The sequence below is a fragment of the Aequorivita sp. CIP111184 genome (assembly GCF_900489465.1).
In the GTDB taxonomy this organism is placed as follows: domain Bacteria; phylum Bacteroidota; class Bacteroidia; order Flavobacteriales; family Flavobacteriaceae; genus Aequorivita.
Window position 1 is genome coordinate 148590 of record NZ_UEFQ01000024.1, and the last position, 19965, is coordinate 168554.

At 35.5% G+C, this 19965-nt stretch carries 13 protein-coding genes; all 13 read right to left on the bottom strand.

The annotated features are described in order from the left end of the window. Positions 1 to 12: 12 nt before the first annotated feature. Positions 13 to 2880 carry a pitrilysin family protein gene (locus tag AEQU1_RS09890; protein WP_111880786.1) on the bottom strand — a complete coding sequence of 956 codons (2868 nt, stop codon included), beginning with the start codon at positions 2878 to 2880 and terminating at the stop codon, positions 13 to 15. A 103-nt stretch (positions 2881 to 2983) separates the two neighbouring features. After that, on the bottom strand, positions 2984 to 4525 hold the full coding sequence (locus AEQU1_RS09895) for a YifB family Mg chelatase-like AAA ATPase (protein WP_111880787.1): 1542 nt from the start codon (positions 4523 to 4525) through the stop codon (positions 2984 to 2986). Between the two features lie 82 nt (positions 4526 to 4607). Next, entirely contained in the window at positions 4608 to 8474 is a 3867-nt protein-coding gene (locus AEQU1_RS09900) for a T9SS type A sorting domain-containing protein (protein ID WP_111880789.1), read from the bottom strand. Between the two features lie 206 nt (positions 8475 to 8680). Beyond that, positions 8681 to 10255 (bottom strand): glucose-6-phosphate isomerase, encoded by a 1575-nt coding sequence (pgi, locus tag AEQU1_RS09905; RefSeq protein WP_111881385.1) that lies wholly within the window; start codon positions 10253 to 10255, stop codon positions 8681 to 8683. Between the two features lie 7 nt (positions 10256 to 10262). Continuing rightward, positions 10263 to 11108 (bottom strand): N-acetylglucosamine kinase, encoded by an 846-nt coding sequence (locus AEQU1_RS09910; RefSeq protein ID WP_111880790.1) that lies wholly within the window; start codon positions 11106 to 11108, stop codon positions 10263 to 10265. A 3-nt stretch (positions 11109 to 11111) separates the two neighbouring features. Continuing rightward, positions 11112 to 12110 (bottom strand): type I glyceraldehyde-3-phosphate dehydrogenase, encoded by a 999-nt coding sequence (gene gap, locus AEQU1_RS09915; RefSeq protein ID WP_111880792.1) that lies wholly within the window; start codon positions 12108 to 12110, stop codon positions 11112 to 11114. Between the two features lie 25 nt (positions 12111 to 12135). Continuing rightward, the gene (gene pfkA / locus AEQU1_RS09920) at positions 12136 to 13119 is read right to left on the bottom strand and encodes a 6-phosphofructokinase (protein WP_111880793.1); all 984 of its coding nucleotides are present in this window, start codon (positions 13117 to 13119) and stop codon (positions 12136 to 12138) included. A gap of 256 nt (positions 13120 to 13375) precedes the next feature. After that, a complete protein-coding gene (locus AEQU1_RS09925; RefSeq protein WP_111880795.1) occupies positions 13376 to 15217 on the bottom strand; it encodes a CocE/NonD family hydrolase in 1842 nt (613 codons plus the stop codon). 17 nt (positions 15218 to 15234) lie between these two features. Then, positions 15235 to 16542 carry a tRNA lysidine(34) synthetase TilS gene (tilS, locus tag AEQU1_RS09930; RefSeq protein WP_111880797.1) on the bottom strand — a complete coding sequence of 436 codons (1308 nt, stop codon included), beginning with the start codon at positions 16540 to 16542 and terminating at the stop codon, positions 15235 to 15237. 14 nt (positions 16543 to 16556) lie between these two features. Next, positions 16557 to 17261, bottom strand: a complete 705-nt coding sequence (locus AEQU1_RS09935; RefSeq protein WP_111880799.1) for a DUF3307 domain-containing protein — start codon at positions 17259 to 17261, stop codon at positions 16557 to 16559. Between the two features lie 5 nt (positions 17262 to 17266). After that, positions 17267 to 17953: a fumarate hydratase gene (locus AEQU1_RS09940; protein WP_111880801.1), complete on the bottom strand. Its 687-nt coding sequence runs from the start codon at positions 17951 to 17953 to the stop codon at positions 17267 to 17269. Positions 17954 to 18085: 132 nt separating this feature from the next. Beyond that, the gene (locus AEQU1_RS09945; protein ID WP_111880803.1) at positions 18086 to 19387 is read right to left on the bottom strand and encodes an anthranilate synthase component I family protein; all 1302 of its coding nucleotides are present in this window, start codon (positions 19385 to 19387) and stop codon (positions 18086 to 18088) included. After that, entirely contained in the window at positions 19387 to 19929 is a 543-nt protein-coding gene (locus tag AEQU1_RS09950) for an NADPH-dependent FMN reductase (protein WP_111880805.1), read from the bottom strand. Before AEQU1_RS09950 ends, AEQU1_RS09945 begins: the two co-directional genes overlap by 1 nt. Positions 19930 to 19965: the final 36 nt, after the last annotated feature.

Below are 19965 nucleotides of genomic sequence, written 5' to 3' on the forward strand. Positions count from 1 at the left end.
CGATAGAAGTTTTTACAGTTTTACATCTTCTAGTTTTACTTCTTTCCCATTTTTATCAAGAAGCTTCACTTCATCAAAGCCCATTTTTTTGAACTGAGCAAACTGAGTAGCAGCATCTCCAACTACTAAATAGGCCATTTTGGAAGCATCCAAATACTTATTAGCCAACGCTTTGTGCTGCTCTAATGTCATATTTTTGATTGTTGCTTCTTCTTTTTCAATATAATTGACTGGTAAATTATACTCATTTATTTCCTGCAACATTCCCAATAATGAACCTTGTGTCTCAAAACGGCGAGCGTTTGACTTTACAAGTGCATTTTTAGTAAATTCGAGATCTTCGGGGGAAATTCCTTCTTTGTATTTTGAAATTTCATCTCTGAAAATCTGAACAGATTCGCCTGTAGTGTTGGTTCTAACGCTTGACGAAGCGGTAAATGTTCCAGGAATTTTACTGCCGCTGAAATTAGTTCGCGCTCCATAAGTATACCCTTTTTCTTCGCGAAGTATTAAGTTCACATTTCCTGAGAAAGAACCACCCAATTTATAATTCATTACTTCCGCAGAATAAAAATCCTTGTCGGTTCTTGGCAAAGCGATATACCCTATATTAATAACCGATTGTTTGGCATTTGGCATATCAACAAAGTAAAGTGAAGCCTTATCTCTATTGTTCGCAATTGGATATTCAGGAATAGTTACTTCTTTAGAAGGCCAACGCTCTTCCAAACCTTTCAAATCTTTCAACACAGCATCTTTGTCAATTTTCCCAACTACTTGGAATGTGCTTATTGAAGGTGAAAAATTCTTGGTATAATACGCTTTCAAATCATTCATTGTAATTGCTTTCACAGATTCTACATTTCCAACTGTTGGATAACTAAAAATGTGGTCATCACCATAAAGCACTTTGTTGTAAACTCGGCTCGCAACCACATTTGGATTTGCGTCAGAGCGTTCAATTTCGTTGATAGTTTTGGTTTTGATACGTGTTAATTCCTCTTCATCCCAGCGTGGTTCCAAAAGTATTTCGGTAACCAAATCCATTGTTTTATCAAAATTACGGGTCAATGTGTTTCCACGAATTACGATAGATTCATCAGTAGTGTATATTCTGATGCTTGCGCCCAAAAGGTCTATCTCCTCTTCCAATTGTTCAGGGGTTTTATTGGCCGTGCCTTCCATCATTATATCGCTCATCAAATTTGCTACGCCGTTCTTTTTCATATCATCCAGCAAATGTCCACCTTCAATTACCAAACTGAAGTTTACTGTTGGGATTTCGTTTTGCTCAATTCCTGAAACTTTCATACCGTTTTCCAAATTTGTTGTCCACATTTCAGGAACATTGAGTTCAGGTACAGCTCCTTGAACTGGTGGTTTTGACCGGTCAAAATTGGAAGGTGTTTTTACAATTTCAGTATTTAATTCTTCCACTTTTTTGGTAACATTTTCTTTAATTTCTTCTTCAACAATTTTTGCTTTTTCCGAATTTTCTGCAATCAGGTTGAGTTGCCCTTTTGGGACAAAGCTGGTCATTACATAAGGTTTATCTTTAATGTATTTGTTGTAAACACGCATTACATCTTCTTTAGTAACTTTTTTGATGTTTTCAATATCTTGAGTTATAAAACCAGGATCACCAGTAAAAACATTGTATCTGGCAAGTTGAAAAGATTTTCCTAAAACGCTGCTGATTCCATTGTAAAACTGAGTTTCTAAGCCTGCTTTAATTCTTTCAATATCACGATCTGTAACTCCTTCTTTTTCAAAAAGTACAAAGGCTTCATTAATTCCACTTTCAACAGAATCTAAATCCACACCATTATTCGCAGTTATTGAAATTTGAAAATCTCCTGCCAACTCATTCGAGCTATTATAAGCTGTTGTTCTTGACGTTAAATCTTTTTCTTTCACTAATACTTTATAGAGCGGTGCCTTTTTTCCTTGAGAAAGAATTTCACCCAAAAAGTCCAATGCGTAGGCATCTTCAGTATATTGTTCTAAAGTTGGCCAAACCATATTCAGCTGTGGTGCAGTAGCAAAATTATCTTCGTGATAAAGTCTTTTGGTTTCCGAAATGGTTACTGGTTGTGGCTTTAAAGGTTCAACCTCTTGACGACGCTTTATTTCACCAAAATATTTTTCTATCATTTTTTTTGCTTCGGCAGTATCAAAATCACCAGCCAAAACTAAAGTTGCGTTGTTCGGGCCATAAAAACGATCGTAAAATTCCTTTACATCGTCAACTGTTGCATTTTGAAGATCTTCCAATTCACCAATTACTTGCCAATTATATGGATGTCCTTCTGGGTATAAATTTTTATCAATTACCCAACTAGTGTGTCCGTAAGGATTGTTGTCTACACGTTGGCGTTTTTCGTTTTGGACCACTTCCTGCTGATTTTCAAAAGCAGACTCAGTGACCGTGTTTATTAAATAGCCCATTCGGTCGCTTTCCAACCACATCACGGTTTCCATGGCGTTTTTTGGGACTATTTCATAATAAACTGTCCCATCCTTCCAAGTTCCACCGTTTAATGTTCCTCCGGCATCTTGGATAGTTTTAAAGAATTGATCCTGGGGTACATTTTCAGATTCCTGAAAAAGCATATGCTCAAACAAGTGGGCAAAACCTGTGCGTCCTGTTTTTTCGCGATTGGAACCTACGCCATATTGAATTGCAAGTGAAACGATAGGATCACTTTTGTCTTGGTGAAGAATTACATCGAGACCGTTTTCCAATTCATATTTTTCAAATGGCACGGAGAGTTTTACACTCTCATCTGCAGTAGCAGCTTTTTCATTTTTACAGGAAATAGTAAAAAGAGCGACTGAAGCCAAAGCTATAACACTCACTTTAAAGGAAGTTTTAAACATAATAGATTATTTTTTTTAAGAAAGTTTTAAAGATACTACGTGATGAGTGTTTAAATCTTAAAAATAAGTTAAAACGAAACTAATATTTCTTGAAAATCAAGGGCTACCCAAACCACCCATCCCTATCCAAACTTCTATATTGAATTGCTTCGGAAATATGGTTGCCATTTATTGCTTCAGAATTTTCCAAATCTGCAATAGTTCTTGCAACTTTTAAAATCCGGTCGTAGGCTCGAGCAGAAAGATTCAAACGTTCCATAGCTGTTTTTAAAAGTTGGAGTGAAGCTTCATCCAGCTTGCAGAATTGGCGGATTTGCTTTACTCCCATTTGCGCATTGTAGTGTACTTTTTCAAATTCTAGAAACCGTTCGGACTGGATTTTTCTGGCATTAGTAACCCGCTCACGAATAACAATGCTTGATTCACCACGGCGTTCATCACTTAGTTTTTCAAAAGGAACGGGCGTTACTTCTATATGAATATCAATCCTGTCTAATAACGGTCCTGAAATTTTACTCAAGTACCGCTGCATTTCCGCAGGTGATGACATAACTGGCGCATCGGGATCGTTGAAATAGCCACCGGGACTTGGGTTCATACTTGCTACCAACATAAAGCTGGAGGGATAAGTTACGGTAAATTTTGCCCGCGAAATGGTTACATCGCGATCTTCCAACGGTTGTCGCATAACTTCCAAAACACCGCGTTTAAATTCGGGAAGTTCATCTAAAAATAAAACGCCGTTATGGGCTAAACTTATTTCACCTGGCTGAGGATATTGTCCGCCGCCAACCAATGCAACATCACTAATTGTATGATGCGGACTTCGGAACGGTCGCGAAGTCATGACCCCTCCTTTTTCCATAGTTCGTCCAGCAACGCTGTGGATTTTTGTAGTTTCCAGACTTTCCTGTAAAGTCATTGGCGGTAAAATACTTGGTAATCTTTTCGCAAGCATGGTTTTTCCTGAACCTGGTGGACCAATCAAAATAATATTGTGTCCGCCAGCTGCGGCAATTTCCATACAGCGTTTTATGGATTCTTGACCTTTTACATCTGCAAAATCAAATTCCGGATGTTCGAGGTGGTCGTAGAATTCCGCTTCCATATCTACTATGGTTTTTACGAGTGGAATGTTTTCATTGAAAAAATCGATTACCTCTTTTATATTCTCAATCCCAAAAACGTCAATTCCTTCAACAATTGCTGCTTCCTTAGCATTTTGTTTTGGGAGAATGAAACCTTTAAAACCTTCTTCTTTTGCTTTAAGTGAAATGGGCAAAGCGCCACGTATTGGCTGAAGATTTCCATCTAAAGACAATTCACCCATAATTATATATTCTGAAAGCGGATTTTTTTCTTCAATCTGTTCTGTTGCAATTAAAATTCCCATTGCTAAAGTAAGATCATAAGCAGAGCCTTCTTTCCGAAGATCAGCTGGCGACATATTGAGAATTAATTTTTTTCCGGGAATTTTGTAGCCGTTGTTTTGCAGGGCAGCGGCAATACGGAAATTGCTTTCGCGAATGGCGTTATCGGGCAGACCAACCAAATGGTATCCTATTCCACTATCAACATTTACTTCAACAGTAATTGTAGTGGCTTCAACCCCAAAAACGGCGCTTCCATAAACTTTCGTAAGCATGGTTTTTCATTTTTACAACTGGGGAGAACTAATTATGAAGGTACTAAAAATTTACGAAGCTTTCTATTTTAAATATAAATTACTATTCCTTAACAATTTTAAGAAACTCTATTTCACCATCAATTTCAACCTCTATTAAATAAATACCTGATTGTAAAGTTGATAAATCCAAAAGAGCTTCTGGGCTTTTAATTGTATACGATAGAATATTTTGCCCCAAAATATTTAGAATACGGGTTTTATTAATATTTGAATTACTTTTTAAATAAAGTGAATTTTTAACTGGATTCGGAAAATAAACTAAGCTTGACTTCTTAAAATTGTCCAACCCTAGAACTTCTTCATTTATAAGTATAATATTATCTACAAATGCATTGTCTCCAATTTCACCAAAATCTGCACCATATCTTCCTATGTGCTGCATCGAAATATTAATTGGGCCACCTGCAAATGCAGAAAGATCAAGTTCAATATTTGTAAATTGATCCGAACCTGACGTAGTGGCGAACGTATTATCTAAAACAATTTCACCATTTACCACAACCCTGAAAATTGATTCGTTTGCATTTCTGACAAAATTTTGCTTTAGATCAAAACTCATGGTTAATTCAGCTATTGCAGTTGCGTTTATCTGATAATTCAATTTACTGATTGCGCTTTGGTTATGCGTCCAGTTTTCCGTGTCATCATTAGTTTCCATCCAAGCTTGGGCAGTTTGATGTCCACCCATTTTTAATACATAATTTGAAGTATCAAAAATACGTGAGCATTCACTAAAGTCTGTTTCTTCCAAAATAAGTTGTGCATTATTAGATTCAAAATCAAATAAAACGGGATTGTTTTCTGGAACTACAATTGGATTTGGATAATAGGATGCTACACTAAAACTGTCCACAGAAACTATCGTGTTATCACTTGAGCTAAAATAAACTGCAAATGAATAATCTCCTGAAACCACGGGTGTGAAGATTGTTTCTATAGGGAAATAGCTGCCATTTCCATACTCAAAATCAGAAAAATAATTAAGTCGGTTAATCATCATTTCGTGGGTATTACCTGTGCCCGTTTTTACAGTAAATCCTTGGAATGTATAATCAGTATCATCTTTCAATACCTTGAATGTAAAATTATAGGTTGTTCCAGCTGTCAATTGCAGCATAGGGGTAATAATTGATGTTTTTGCCAATTGTGGAATTGGATTTATAAAGAGATATTCATTATCACCATCTCCTTGTTGATATGAGGAAAGGGGAACATTACTTGAAACCCAATTTCCCACAACTTTAAAACAGTCGGGCAGAATATCTGGACCATAAACAGTCATATTGTCAAAATTCTCAATCCATGTTGCGGTTAGCGGGGTACATGAAGTTGTAAATTTCTTTGGCCCCATCCATTCACTCAAATTTCCACTTCCGCAATCTGTTCTTATATAAAATTCATATGCAGTTTCTTCCGTAAGGTTATCAATAATTGTTGAAGTGTCATTTATAGTAATAGTAGTTCCTGCGCCTTGCGTAAAACCTTCCAAACCATATTCCAGTTCAAAGGAATTAGCAGTACTGAAATTATCCCATTCCACGAAAGCAGTAGTACTTGTAATTTCAGAAATTCTTATATCTACAGGTTCAATACAGCTGGGCTTATTTTTGTAATAAACATCATCAAAAATAAAAAGTGAAAGGTCATACGCTTGATCGTGCAATATGGCGATGTGGTGATCATTTCCTGTATAACCCTCAAAATCTATCATAAATTCTTTCCCATAAATAGGTATTGATTGTCCGTCAATGGAAGTAAAAGGGGTGAAAGTGTCAAAATCTAAGGGATTGGACATTGTGCCAACAATAATACCACTACGATTCCCGGGCGCACCATCAAAATCGTTCTTCAACCAGATTTTAATTGTTTTATTATTGTCAAAATCGGAAAAATATGGAGACACCAAAAATCCAGGATCGGGGGTTTGTGAAGAGCCATAATAATTTACAAAACCGCCATTTGGTAAAGAAATAGGTCTTGAATACCACCCTTCTGGATTAATAACTCCAGAAACCTGTATGTTAGATTGGGTCCAACAAAAATCTGGAATACCATCGGGAAGATTATTTAAGCTTGCATCATATTGGTCAAAGCCTTCATAAAAAGGAGCCGTAAATGCACAAACAACCCTAAAGGAATAAGGCGTACTCCAATTACTAAAATCGCCTAAATTATTGCAATTGGAACGCACATAATAATCATAACGTTCAGAAAGGTCCAGACCTGAAATTTCAAATGGATTAGTGGGTGCCGCTACAACTGTCCCGGTTCCTTGTGTAAATCCTTTTGGTCCATATTCAATTTCCCAAGTTGGGTTAGTTCCCGAAGGATTATTATCCTGCCAAGAAAAAGTGACCGTGCCATTACCAGACTGCGTTGCGGCCAAATTAGTGGGAATAACACAGGAAATATCTTCATAACTAAAATCATCAAAATATATAAGCTGGCGTTCGTTAACACTCGCTTGCTTAATACCTATATATTCATCTGTTAAATAATAATTAGAAAGTTCAATTTCATAAAAACGCCAAGTTCCTTCATTGGTTGAAGCATCTGTAATGGTATAAAAAGGAGTAAATGTGGTAGCATCATCAGAATCTGATAAACTTCCAATTATCACTTGTTCGGGATTTGCGTATACATTTGGTTTGCTTTTCATCCAAAAAGAAATTTTCTTGGTATTATCAAGCCCAATTAATCTAGGCGAAACTAAAACAATTTGATCTGAAGTAGCATTTCCGTTTGGGTGGTTTGTTTCATTAAATAAATAAACGCAATTAGGTGTACTAACAGGGGTAACCGCTGCGGGGGGAGCATTATCTACAACTCTAATAAAATTAATTTCATCCCAATAGCTCGAACCAATTTCTGGCATAAGAGCCGTCCAACAACTTTCAAGTGCCCCTTCAGACTGACTGTCAAAATTTGCTAAATAAGGAGTTGGAAATCCTTCGCATTTTGTTTTAAAAATCTGTTTTGTCGACCATTCACTATAGGTTCCCCCGCAATTTGCACGAATATAAAAATCAAAATCCGTATCATCCATCAAATTAGTAATTGTAAACGGAGAGGAATTTGCCGTCACTACTATTCCTGAACCTTGGATAAAGCCAGTTGGTCCATATTCTATTTCCCAAGAAGAAGGATTTGAATTTACATACGTTTCCCACTTAATATCTACTTCATTATAACGAACATCTGTAACCTCAGGATAATAGGGTTCGGGACAGCTTGGTATTTCCTCATATATAAAATCATCTAAGTACATCTCACTTCCAAAATACTCATCGCCATGAATAATAGCTATATAAGTGTCGTTTTCGGAATACCCGTTAAAATAAATAGTATGCTCTTTCCAAGGAACATTGGGTCTTCCATCCACTATATGCTCATTCATATTAGCAGGTGTAATGGTTTCAATTAATGTGAAAGTGCTAATATCTAAAGGATCGGTCATTGTTCCAATATGGAGGTTCGCCTTATTATAATAATCAGAGGGTACAACCACGCGGGATATCAATTTAAATTTCACCCTTTTTTGATTATCTATATCAGCAATTTCAGGCGAAATGAAATACATATCATCAGGAGGATTGTTTAATTGATCATACAGATTTTTAAAGCGAATAAAATGGCTGCCAGAAGCTGGATAAATTGAATAATCGGTACCACCCCCTCCAATTTGAATAATTTGTTGCGCAACTATATCAACGTTGGTTCCAGTGGTAATTTTGGACCAACATTCTTCCAAGGTTCCGCCTGAATCAAATGAAGTAGTGTATGGAGCTGTTTCAGGTAAACAAACTAAATTATTATTTGATTGTTGTGCTGTTATTTTTACAAAGGGAAGAATACAAAAAGCAATTATTGAATACTTTTGAAGCAAACTTAAAGTACTGTTTTTCATATTTTTACAAGTTTTTAATATCCAAAAACAGATGTTGAGCTTGGTTATTGTGAAGTTCTGGGATGTTTGAATGGTCGCTAATATATTGAATAATTTCTATTTGTTTGCAAATTAATTTATTACAAATAGATATAGCATGATAGCAAAATGCATCACGCAATGTAAACTGAATGAAAAAAATTTAAGAAGAAAATCTTTTTAATTTTTTATTTTTGGAAAAAAGAAAACTGCTTGATCAATTTTTTGGTTGAATCATTTTTCAAATTCGAAATATCATCATTTTCAATGGCATTTAAATTTTCTTTGGCAACAGTTTTCCCTAACTCTACTCCCCACTGATCATAGCTAAAAATATTCCAGATTATTCCCTGCACAAAAAGTTTATGTTCATAAAGAGCGATAAGGCTACCGAGTGTTTGAGGGTTCAGTTTTTTTATTAAAATGGAATTGGAAGGTTTGTTACCTTCAAAATTTTTGAAAGAATTTTCAATCTTTTTGTTATGGGTTCCTTCCCAAAGTGCTTCAGTTTGGGCGAAGAAATTCGCCATTAAAATATTATGATTTTTAATATTGCCGTGAAGCGATTCGCTGAAACCAATAAAATCTGTTGGAATCAATTTTGTTCCTTGATGTAAAAGTTGAAAATAAGCGTGTTGCGAATTACTACCCACATTTCCCCAAACAATCGTTCCCGTTTGATAGTTTATTTTTTTCCCATTTCTATCAATGCTTTTTCCGTTACTTTCCATCACGGCTTGCTGAAGATACGGAACCAGTTTGTTTAGATATTGTGAATATGCGACAACCGCTTCACTTTCGGCTTTAAAAAAATTGTTATACCAAATTGAAAGTAAAGCAAGTACAACAGGCATGTTTTTTTCAAAATCTTCATTTTTGAAATGATTATCCATTTCAAATGCGCCTTTCAGCAGCTCTTCAAAATTCTTGAAACCAACGGCACAGCAAATAGAAAGTCCAACGGAACTCCAAAGTGAAAATCTGCCACCAACCCAATTTTGCATGGGAAAAATATTATTTTTTGAAACGCCAAATTCGTTTGCACCATGTTCATTCGCTGAAACAGCTACAAAATGTTTTTGAATGTCTTCTTCTGTAGCATTTTTGAAAAACCAATTTTTCACAAAACAAGCATTTGCAATGGTTTCCTGCGTAGTGAAACTTTTAGATACAATTATAAAAAGCGTTGTTTCGGGATTTAGTTTTTTAAGTTTTTCCGCTACATCATCTCCATCAATATTTGCGATGAATTGAATTTTTAAATGGTTTTTATAAAATTGAAGTGCTTCCGTTACCATTTCTGGCCCTAGATGGCTTCCGCCAATGCCAATGTTCACAACATCAGTAATTGCTTTTCCTGTAAAACCTTTATGACTACCGCTGATTATTTTTTCAGAAAAAAGTTTCATTTTTTGAAGTGTGGACTCCACTTCTGGTTTCATGTTGTCGAAATCGCGGAGCGCAGTGTGCAATACGGCCCGATTTTCTGTCTCGTTTATCTTTTCTCCCGAAAATTGTTGAGTTATGGCTTCTTTCAGTTTTACTTCTTTGGCAAGTTTAGATAGAAGTGAAATGGTTTTCTCGGTAATTCGATTTTTCGAATAATCTACATAGAAACTCTGCCATTCAATCTTAAACCGTTCAGCGCGATTCAGGTCTTCTGAAAAAACATCCTGCATCTGAAGCTCTTTCATTTCTTCAAAATGTTTTTCAAGCATTTTCCAAGCTTCAGTTTTGGTAGGATTTATTGAGGGTAATGACATTTTTAAGTTATCTTTTTTTATAATATTCAATCAATCCGTCAATAGGACGTTGAACGATATTTCCGAGTTCAAGATTGTGTTCTTCAAAACACTCCCTGATTATTTTTTCTGAAAAATGTGCGATGGAACCAATAAAATGAATTGGAACTTCGTGCGCTTTTTCAAAACAAAGAATACGACATTCAATAAAATTGGAAATGCCTTCTTTAATCAGCGCGTAAAAGTATGGGTTTATTTCTTTCTGTGTAAAAATGAATTGCGCAAAAGAGGCCAAATATGCATTTGGATTGGGCTTTTTGTATAAATTCATTTTTATTTCATCGGCTTCAAGATTAAAACTATTTTCAAATTCTGAAGCAATTTCCTTGGGCATGCGATGGTAATAAAAATCGCGAATCAATCTTTTTCCGAAATAATTTCCGCTGGCCTCGTCCATTAAAATATAACCTAATGCTGGAATTGGTGCGTAGATTTTAGTTCCATCAAAATAGCAGCTGTTACTTCCCGTCCCTAAAATACACACAATTCCAGGTGCTGTAGTCGCTGCAAAAACAGCGGCGGACATATCTTCGAAAACGTTTACTTCGGCTTTTGAAAACAGTTCTTTCAAAATTTCTTTTAAAATATTTCTCGGTGTTGAAGTTCCACAACCAGCACCATAAAAATCAAGGATTTCAACACTACTAAAAACATTTTTCAAAATTTCATTTGATGTGATGCGAAGTATTAATTCCTCTTTCGAAATCACTGTGGGATTCAACCCAGAAGTATCTGTTTTAAAAATGATTTTACCAGAATTATCCAGTAATACCCAATCACATTTGGTAGAACCGCCATCGGTTATTAGGGTCATAATTTATAATGTTGCAACGTGAGCGGCCAAATCTACAAGTTTTGCGGAATAGCCGTATTCATTATCATACCAAGCCACTAACTTAAAAAAATTATCATTAAGCGCAATGCCTGCATTGGCATCAAAAGTGCAAATGTGTGGGTCTGAAACGAAATCTTGTGAAACCACTTCGGCTTCGGTGTAATTTACAATTCCCTTATAATTGTTTTCTGAAGCTTTTTTGAACAGCGCTTTTATTTCTTCATATTTCGCAGGTTTTTTAGTGCGAACCGTTAAATCTACAACTGAAACATCAGTTGTAGGTACTCTAAAAGCCATTCCCGTTAACTTCCCTTTTAACTCCGGAATTACTTTGGTTACCGCTACGGCAGCACCAGTAGTGGTTGGTATTATATTGCTCAGTGCACTTCTGCCCAAACGATAGTTTTTCTTTGAAGGTTGGTCTACCGTGGACTGAGTAGCTGTTACTGAATGTATGGTTGTCATTAAAGCTTCAACAATACCGTATTCATCATTAATTATTTTTGCCATCGGCGCAAGACAATTTGTGGTACAAGAGGCGTTTGATATTATAGTGTCTGTTGCTTTTATTTCTTTGTGGTTTACGCCCATCACAAACATTGGCGCTGTTTTGGATGGTGCAGAAAGTATTACCTTTTTTGCTCCTGCTTTTAAGTGGGCCGAAGCAGAATCAACTTCTTTAAAAATACCTGTACAATCAATAATGATTTCTGCGCCAACTTTGTCCCATTCTAAATTTTCAGGATTTTTTTCGGAAGTAACCCTAATTTTCTTTCCGTCAACAATTAAATTTCCATCCTTTACTTCTATAATTCCAGAATATTTTCCGTGGACGGAATCATATTCTAATAAATATGCAAGGTGATCTACTTCCAGTAAATCATTAATTGCGACAATTTCTATATCTTTTCTTTGGGCGGCTATTCTGAATGCTATTCGTCCTATTCTACCAAAACCGTTAATTCCTATCTTCGTTTTCATTCCTACTTTTCGTTTTTATTTAATTTTAAATTGAAATTATATCCGCAACACGTATCAATTCTTCGTCAATTTCATTGCTTCCTTTTATTGCTTCAGAGAAGGGGACCGAGGTTACTCTGTTGTGAATTATACCAATCATAACATTTGTTTCTCCTCGCAATAGTGCATCAACAGCGCCAACACCCAAACGACTGGCAAGCACACGGTCATAGCAACTTGGCGCACCACCTCGTTGAATGTGTCCGAGAACAGTAACCCTAACTTCATATTCTTTTAAATTTTCTTCAATGTATTTTGCAAGTTGAAAAATGTTTTTCCCTATCTGATCACCCTCAGAAATCACCACAATGCTAGAAGTCTTGCCTGATTTTTTACTTCTACTTAAAGATTCCAACAAACGCTCACGACCCATATTCTGTTCAGGAATCAGGATTTCCTCCGCTCCTGCACCAATGCCCGCGTTTAAAGCAATATCGCCGGCATCCCGGCCCATAACTTCTACCAAAAAAAGACGATTGTGTGAGTTTGCCGTATCGCGAATCTTATCAATTGCTTCTACCACCGTATTTAAGGCCGTATCGTAACCAATGGAATAATCAGTGCCGTTAATATCATTGTCAATAGTTCCTGGAAGACCAACAATTGGGAAATTGAATTCTTTTATAAATACAGAAGCTCCCGCAAAAGTTCCGTCGCCACCAATAACTACCAAAGCATCAATGTTTGCTTTTTTAAGATTGTCAAAAGCTTTTTTTCTGCCTTCAACAGTCATAAAATCTTTTGATCTAGCGGTTTTAAGAAAAGTACCACCGCGGTTGATAATGTTTTTTACAGAGCGAGCGTCGAGGTCCTTAAAATCGCCTTCAATTAAACCTTCAAAACCGCGATATATGCCAACAGATTCTAAGTTGTAATAAGTACTGGCTCTTACTACAGCTCTTATTGCGGCATTCATTCCTGGGGCATCTCCTCCACTTGTTAGTATGCCAATTTTCCTTGGTAATTTCATATTTGGAAAGTTACTATTATTGTTTTCAATTCAAAATGATTTTAATCAAAAAAAAATACGTGTATGTACGTATAGTGCAGAATGAATTCCTTCCTTATATTTGAATCATAGAATTAGTGGATAATGCACAAAGCAATATTTTTTGTGGGGATAGAAAATATTCTTAGTGCACTTTAAAGTTTACTAAGTTAGGTTTGTTAAAGTTTCCCGGCCAATGGTCGGGAAACTTGTTTTTATATGTATCCTCTCTACCTTCTCAATTATTCAGAATCGTAAATTCTATTGAAGAATCATTAAAAACTTTATGTGTTTGTTTTTTAAAATCTTCAGCTTTGGCTTCAAAGATATTTGGCACAAATGTTTGCGGGTTTAAATCAATCAAAGGAAACCAAGTACTTTGAACCTGTATTTGGATTTTGTGACCTTTTTTAAAGGTGTGATTTATATCTTGAAGCTTTATATTTACGGCTGTCTTTTCATTTGGAATGAAAGGCTCTGGATTACTGAAACTATTCCTGAAACGACCACGCATCACTTCGCTTCGAACCATCATAAAATAATTGCTCATTTTTAAATATTCCTGTGTTTCGGAATAATCTTCTGCATCAGCGGGAAAAACATCAATCACTTTAACAACCCAATCGGCATCTGTTCCTGTGGTTGAAACGTTAAGCTTGGCAAAAATTGGACCGGCCATCGTAACATCTTCTGCAAGTTCGGGGGTTTCAAAAACCAATACATCGGGACGGCGCGCGGCGAAACGCTGATCGTCAGTCATATATTTTCTTGGCGTAAAGACCATTTTTATGGCTTCAGAATATGGCACTGGCTTTTTCGGATCGCTGATAAATTCTTCAAAAGTGAAACTTTTTTCGGCCTTATCATTCAACCGTTGGTTACTTTGCAAATAATAAGTTTTCTTTTCTGTATTTTTTGGTGGCCATTGTTTGTAAGATTGCCATTGGTTTCTACCTGTGTCAAACATATATGCCTCAGGCAAATTATTTACTTTATCATTCTCTTTCAGAAAATGATTGAAAAAATTTGTTTCAACATCCCTTTGATAATCTCTCGAGATATTATCCCCAAAATATACATTTCCAATAGCTTGACGTTCGTTGGTGCGAGCCCAATCGCCATGGCTCCATGGGCCGTAAACAATGGTATTGTAATTGGAACTGTTCTTTTCTACCGCTTCATAACTGTTAAAAGGTCCGTAAAGATCTTCTGCGTCAAAAAGACCGCCGACAAACATTACGGCCGGTTTTACATTTTTTAAATGCTGAAGAATGCCACGCGATTTCCAGAATTCATCATAACTGGAATGTTTTTTAAGTTGCTGCCAAAACGCATTGTCTTCTTTATAATATTTATCGAGATTGCTTAATGGTCCTGCATCCAAGAAAAATTGATATTGATCTTTTGATTCCAACTCCGGAAAGCTATACCAAGGCTTATCAGTAGGTTGTGTTTTTTCATAACCAAATAATGCAGTTGCCCGCCAATAACTCAATAAGTAGGCACCATTGTGGTGAAAATCATCAAAAAAGAAATCTGCAATACAGGCTTGGGGCGAAACGGCTTTTAAGGCTGGGTGCGAATCTAATAAAGAGCAAGTTGCGTAAAAACCAGGGTAACTAATTCCCCAAACACCAACGTTTCCATTATTGTTTGGAATGTTTTTAACCATCCAATCAATACTGTCATACGTATCGCTAGATTCGTCTATTTGTGTTCCTTTTTTGTTTGGGATGTATGCGCGCATATTATCATAAACACCCTCGCTCATCCAGCGGCCGCGAACATCTTGATAAACCACAATATTCCCTTCTTTCATTAAAAATTCATTGGGAGAAATTTTTAATCGAAATTGATCCTTGCCATAAGGTTGGCAACTGTAAGGTGTTCTTTGGAAAAGTATGGGGTATTTTTTTGAACTGTCTTTTGGAGAATAAATTACAGTATAAAGCTTCGCTCCATCCCGCATAGTAATTGTGGTTTCCGTTTTGTTGTAATTTTCCTTTACATAATTTCCTTCCTGTGCGAAGGAAACGAAACTGATAAATAATAAAACTAGTAGTATTTTTAATGCTTTCATAGGTTTTTAATTACTCTCTATTCTGAAAAATAAGTTATTTTGATATTTTTTTTTGTGCTGTCAGTGACCTTAAAACGATCATCCATGCGATGACCTATTATCCAAACTATCTTGTCATCACTTAATAGTAGCCAGATTTTATCTTTATCGGTCAAAGGAATTTTTTCGTCTTTAAAAAATTTACTCAGTTTCTTTTTTCCCTTCATTCCTAAAGGTTGAAAAGTGTCTCCATTACTCCACTTTCTAAGTTTTAAGGGGAAAGATAATTTTTCGGAGGCAACATAAATTAAGTTTTTCTCAGTTTCACCAATATATTCTGAATCCTCTACTTTTAAATTGATTGGCGAAATAATTCCTTTTTCGTAAACCAAAAATTCTTTATTCTCTTTTTCTGAATCAATTTCTGTCAATAACAATTCTTCCCGATTTTTCAAAAGTCGGTGCGTTTTTGAAAGAAGCTGTTTGCCCGTTTGTGCATTCAATAAATTTGAAACATCTTCCCATTCCGTAAATCCGAAACCATTCAACAATTCATAAAGTAATGCATCGGTATTTGGTAATTCTTTAATTTTCTGAATGTTTATTTTATAAGAATCAATCTCTTCAGAAATAACAAGTTTGTAAACCAACGCCATATAATCTTCAATAAGATTTTGTGAAGCTTGCAGATTCTGTTGGGTTTTCTGAAAGTTTTTTAGGACCGACTCATTTATTTCTTTGAATTGTGGCAACACTTCCAAACGTAGCTTATTTCGAAGGTAGTCTGCTTTTTTGTTGCTGCTGTCTTCACGCCATTTCAAATTATTTGCTTCTGCATATTTAAAAATTTCATCGCGTGAAAAATTCAAAAGTGGTCTTATTACTTTGTTATTTTCTTTTGGAATTCCTGTTAGTCCATTTAAACCAGTGCCCCGGGAAAGATTGATGAAAAACGTTTCCATATCATCGTCCAAATGATGCGCGGTTAATAAATAGTTGTATTTAAAATCTTTTAAGATTTCAGAAAACCAATGGTAACGAAGATCGCGAGCTGCCATTTGGGTTGAAACCTTTTGTTCTTTGGAAAATTTTTTAGTGTCAAAAGTTTCTGCAAAAACTGGAATTTCCAGGTTTTTAGCCAAACCAATCACGAACATTTCATCGCCATCACTTTCTTTTCCTCGTAGCGAAAAATTGCAATGTGCTAATGCAATTTCAAAATTTAAATTTTTCATCAAATGTGTCAAAACCAAACTATCTAAACCTCCACTGCAGGCGACGAGAAGTTTTTTTCCTATTAAATAAGAAAAATTGGTTTCAATATTTTTTTTGAAGCGAGCGAGCAATTGTTTTTTTAATTTTAGAAAAAATTAATAATAATTCCAGCAATAACGGCAATTCCGAAACTAAGCATTGTACCAATGAGTACGTACTCCGTTTTTAGAGTTTCATCATTTCTATAACGCAAAATAGATTTGGCTGCAATTAAAAAACCTACCGCTGAATATTGAGAAATAATGATGAAGGTGAGCGTTAAAATTCTTTCCAAAACACCGATTACCTTACCAGCATTAGGCATTTCGTTATCGCTAGATACTTGTATCCCGGTTGCTTGAAATACTTCTTTTATAAAAATATTTGCGGGCTTTAGGCACACTAAATATCCAGCAATTATTAAAAGATATTTAAAATTAAGAGAAACTTCAATTGAAGGATTTATTCCGTACCATTTATCAAACAAAACTACAACAACTGTCAGGATCATTAAGTGAATTGCTTGATCTATGAAAAAAGCATATTTTCCAAAATACCTACTATTGTTGAGATGACGTTTAAAACCATCCATCAAAAAATGAGTTAATGCAATTATTGCAGCAGCTAAAGCAAAACTTACCTGTAACGAAAATAACCAAGATAGCGCAAAACACGCTAGGGCGTGCCAATACAAAAAAGAGCTTTTAAAGCCTATTGTGTTCTTTTGCTGCGCCAATTTATCGGTTTGAAAAAAGTAATCCAAACACAGATGTGCAATGAATTGGAGTAGTAATAATTCTTTTAAATCCATAACTTCTATTTTGAAATTATCATTTTAAAATAGTTAACCGCATCTTCGATGGCGTTCCAACCCACACTTGTTGAGTGTTGATTAACTGCAGATTGGCCAATACCAAGCTTCTTGGCTATTTCATCTTCTTGGTTGTTCATTAGTTTTAAATATAAAACTTCGCATTGGCGGGAGGTTGCTTTGCTCAACAAAACATCCAGCAGCGCCAGTAAAGGTTGGAAATTTTTATTTAAATCTTCGTTTTTTGAAACAAAAAACAAAGTGTTCTTTATCACGATTCGTTCTTTGTTGTATGTTGTTTCACCGCTAATTTCGCGACCTGAAAAATAAATTGCCTCCCCATCTATTACACCTTCTTCAGGGTTGTAACGACTCAATTCACCATAACCAATTGCCAGCCTTATTCCGTGGATTTTAAACTGTTTTACACGGTTATCGTCTTTTGTATATTTTTTTGTATCTATAGGGATGGCTTTCACAAAACTTTTAATTGCCAGAGCTACTTGAAGACCCTCAGCCGCATCGGGCACAACACATTCTAAATAGTCTCCTTTTATGATACGCCCATAGACATTAAATTCTTGCTTTAAATTATTGAGCAAGCTCTTTAAGTTTTCCTCAACAAACCTACTGTCTTCAACATTTAAACTTGTTGATGAAACAATATCTCCAGATATAACGGAATAGTTCATTTATTATCAATTTATTCAAATATATAAATTTATTAGCTTATACACTAATAAATAGTATTTATAAGCTTAAACACTAATAAATCAATTTTATAAGCCTTAACACTAATAAAAGATGTTTATAAGTTCAGAAACTCATAAAAACACATTCAACACTTCACGCATTGCCTTTGCTTTAAGCAAGCATTCTTCATATTCTTTTTCAGGAGTAGAGTTTATAGTGATTGCACTGCCTACAGAAAAGCTGACATATTTTTTGGATGAATTATAAAGAATACTCCTGATAACCACATTAAAATCAAAATCGCCCGAAGGTGAAAAATAGCCCACGGCACCACTATATAATCCACGCTTGGCATCTTCAGTATTTTCAATAATTTGCATTGCAGAAATTTTTGGAGCGCCTGTCATACTTCCCATCGGGTATGTATTTCTCAAAATATCAACACTGGAAAGATCCTTCGGAACGGTACAACTAATAGTTGAAATCATTTGATGTACCTGTTCAAAAGTATAAATAGCGCAGAGCTCATCAATTGCAACGCTGCCTTTTTCGGCAATACGGGACAGATCATTGCGCACTAAATCTGTAATCATAATGTTTTCGCTGCGTTCTTTGGGATCTTTGGCCAATTGCTGCGCCATCTCCAAATCTTTTTGTTTATTATCTAAACGCTTTGCTGTACCTTTAATGGGCTGGGAAATTACAGTATTTCCCGTTCTTTTGAGGTAGCGCTCCGGGGAAGCTGAAAGTGCAAAAAGGGTATTCAATTTCAGAAAAACTGAAAAAGGCGGTTTTGAAATTTTATTAAGTTGAAGAAATTTTTCCAATGGATTTATTTCAGCAACTTCTGAATAAAATTCCTGACAGATATTCACTTCGTATATATCACCCCGTTTAATGTGTTCAAGCACCTCCTCTACTTTCTGAATATAGCTATCTTTTGGGGTTCGAATACTTATGTTTAAAACTTTTGAGACTTCAGAAATATCGGGCTGTTGGAGAGTTTCAGAAATTAATTCCCAATCTTTCTCTATTTCATCTGCAACCATATTCAAATAATGCACCTCAACATTATTTTCAGAAAAAAGGAAAAGTTTTTTAGGTTGAAAAAAATACAAATCGGGAAAACCTAGGCCATCAAAATTAGTGGACTTTAACTTTTCCACATCGTTTTTCAAATCATAAGTAAGGTATCCAAAAATCCAATCTGCGGTGGTGGCTTGATATTCTTTTAAATTGTCAAAAGCTTTGTGATAGTCTGTTTTTAGTGCAGTGAAAGCATCAACAGCCAAAATAGCTTGATAGGTTTCGTGTTTTTGTGAATAACGGTTGCTGTCCAGCCAAACAACTTCTTCAAATTGCTGTGCCCAATGGAGGAAACGTGATTTAGCGTCTTCGGTTAAAGAAAAAGTATATTTCTTTACAGTGCGCATTATTGTTCAATTTGATGGACAAAATTCTGAAGAACGTCTGTAAATCCTAGTAGTAAAACTTCATTGGAAATTGAGTTGGTTTCTTCAGAAAAGTTTTCAGAATAAGATGGAATGCTGAAACTTTCAACCACTGTGGCTCCAAATCTAGGAAGTATATTTTTAGTATATTCCAAAGCTAATGCTGCGCCACGCTTTCCGTTGGAGGTGCTCATAAGCAAGACTTTTTTTCCTTCTAAAAAATTTCGATCAAGGCGTGAAAGCCAATCCAAGATATTTTTAAAATATGCTGAAACCATTCCGTTGTGCTCATTAACAGAAACAACCAATGCATCAGCCTCTTTTATTTTATTATAGAGCATCTTTAAATCTACCGAATAGCCTTTTTCACGCTCAATGTCTTCTCCAAATAGGGGAAGCTCATAATCTGTTAATTTAATTAATTCAGCCTCGTGCCCAGCAATTTGTGATGATGCAAAACTGACGAGTTTATGATTGATCGATTTACTACTGTTACTGCCAGCAAAGAATAGAATTTTTTTCATATGTCAAAGTTATTGAAAAGCAAGATGTAAAAAAAC

Excerpts from the sequence above, each read along its gene's own strand:
- AEQU1_RS09945 (WP_111880803.1), bottom strand. The coding sequence starts at position 19,387 with ATGCGCACTGTAAAGAAATATACTTTTTCTTTAACCGAAGACGCTAAA.
- pfkA (WP_111880793.1), bottom strand. The coding sequence starts at position 13,119 with ATGAAATTACCAAGGAAAATTGGCATACTAACAAGTGGAGGAGATGCC.
- AEQU1_RS09935 (WP_111880799.1), bottom strand. The coding sequence starts at position 17,261 with ATGGATTTAAAAGAATTATTACTACTCCAATTCATTGCACATCTGTGT.
- AEQU1_RS09910 (WP_111880790.1), bottom strand. The coding sequence starts at position 11,108 with ATGACCCTAATAACCGATGGCGGTTCTACCAAATGTGATTGGGTATTA.
- gap (WP_111880792.1), bottom strand. The coding sequence starts at position 12,110 with ATGAAAACGAAGATAGGAATTAACGGTTTTGGTAGAATAGGACGAATA.
- pgi (WP_111881385.1), bottom strand. The coding sequence starts at position 10,255 with ATGTCATTACCCTCAATAAATCCTACCAAAACTGAAGCTTGGAAAATG.
- AEQU1_RS09925 (WP_111880795.1), bottom strand. The coding sequence starts at position 15,217 with ATGAAAGCATTAAAAATACTACTAGTTTTATTATTTATCAGTTTCGTT.
- AEQU1_RS09900 (WP_111880789.1), bottom strand. The coding sequence starts at position 8,474 with ATGAAAAACAGTACTTTAAGTTTGCTTCAAAAGTATTCAATAATTGCT.
- AEQU1_RS09950 (WP_111880805.1), bottom strand. The coding sequence starts at position 19,929 with ATGAAAAAAATTCTATTCTTTGCTGGCAGTAACAGTAGTAAATCGATC.
- AEQU1_RS09890 (WP_111880786.1), bottom strand. The coding sequence starts at position 2,880 with ATGTTTAAAACTTCCTTTAAAGTGAGTGTTATAGCTTTGGCTTCAGTC.
- AEQU1_RS09895 (WP_111880787.1), bottom strand. The coding sequence starts at position 4,525 with ATGCTTACGAAAGTTTATGGAAGCGCCGTTTTTGGGGTTGAAGCCACT.
- AEQU1_RS09940 (WP_111880801.1), bottom strand. The coding sequence starts at position 17,953 with ATGAACTATTCCGTTATATCTGGAGATATTGTTTCATCAACAAGTTTA.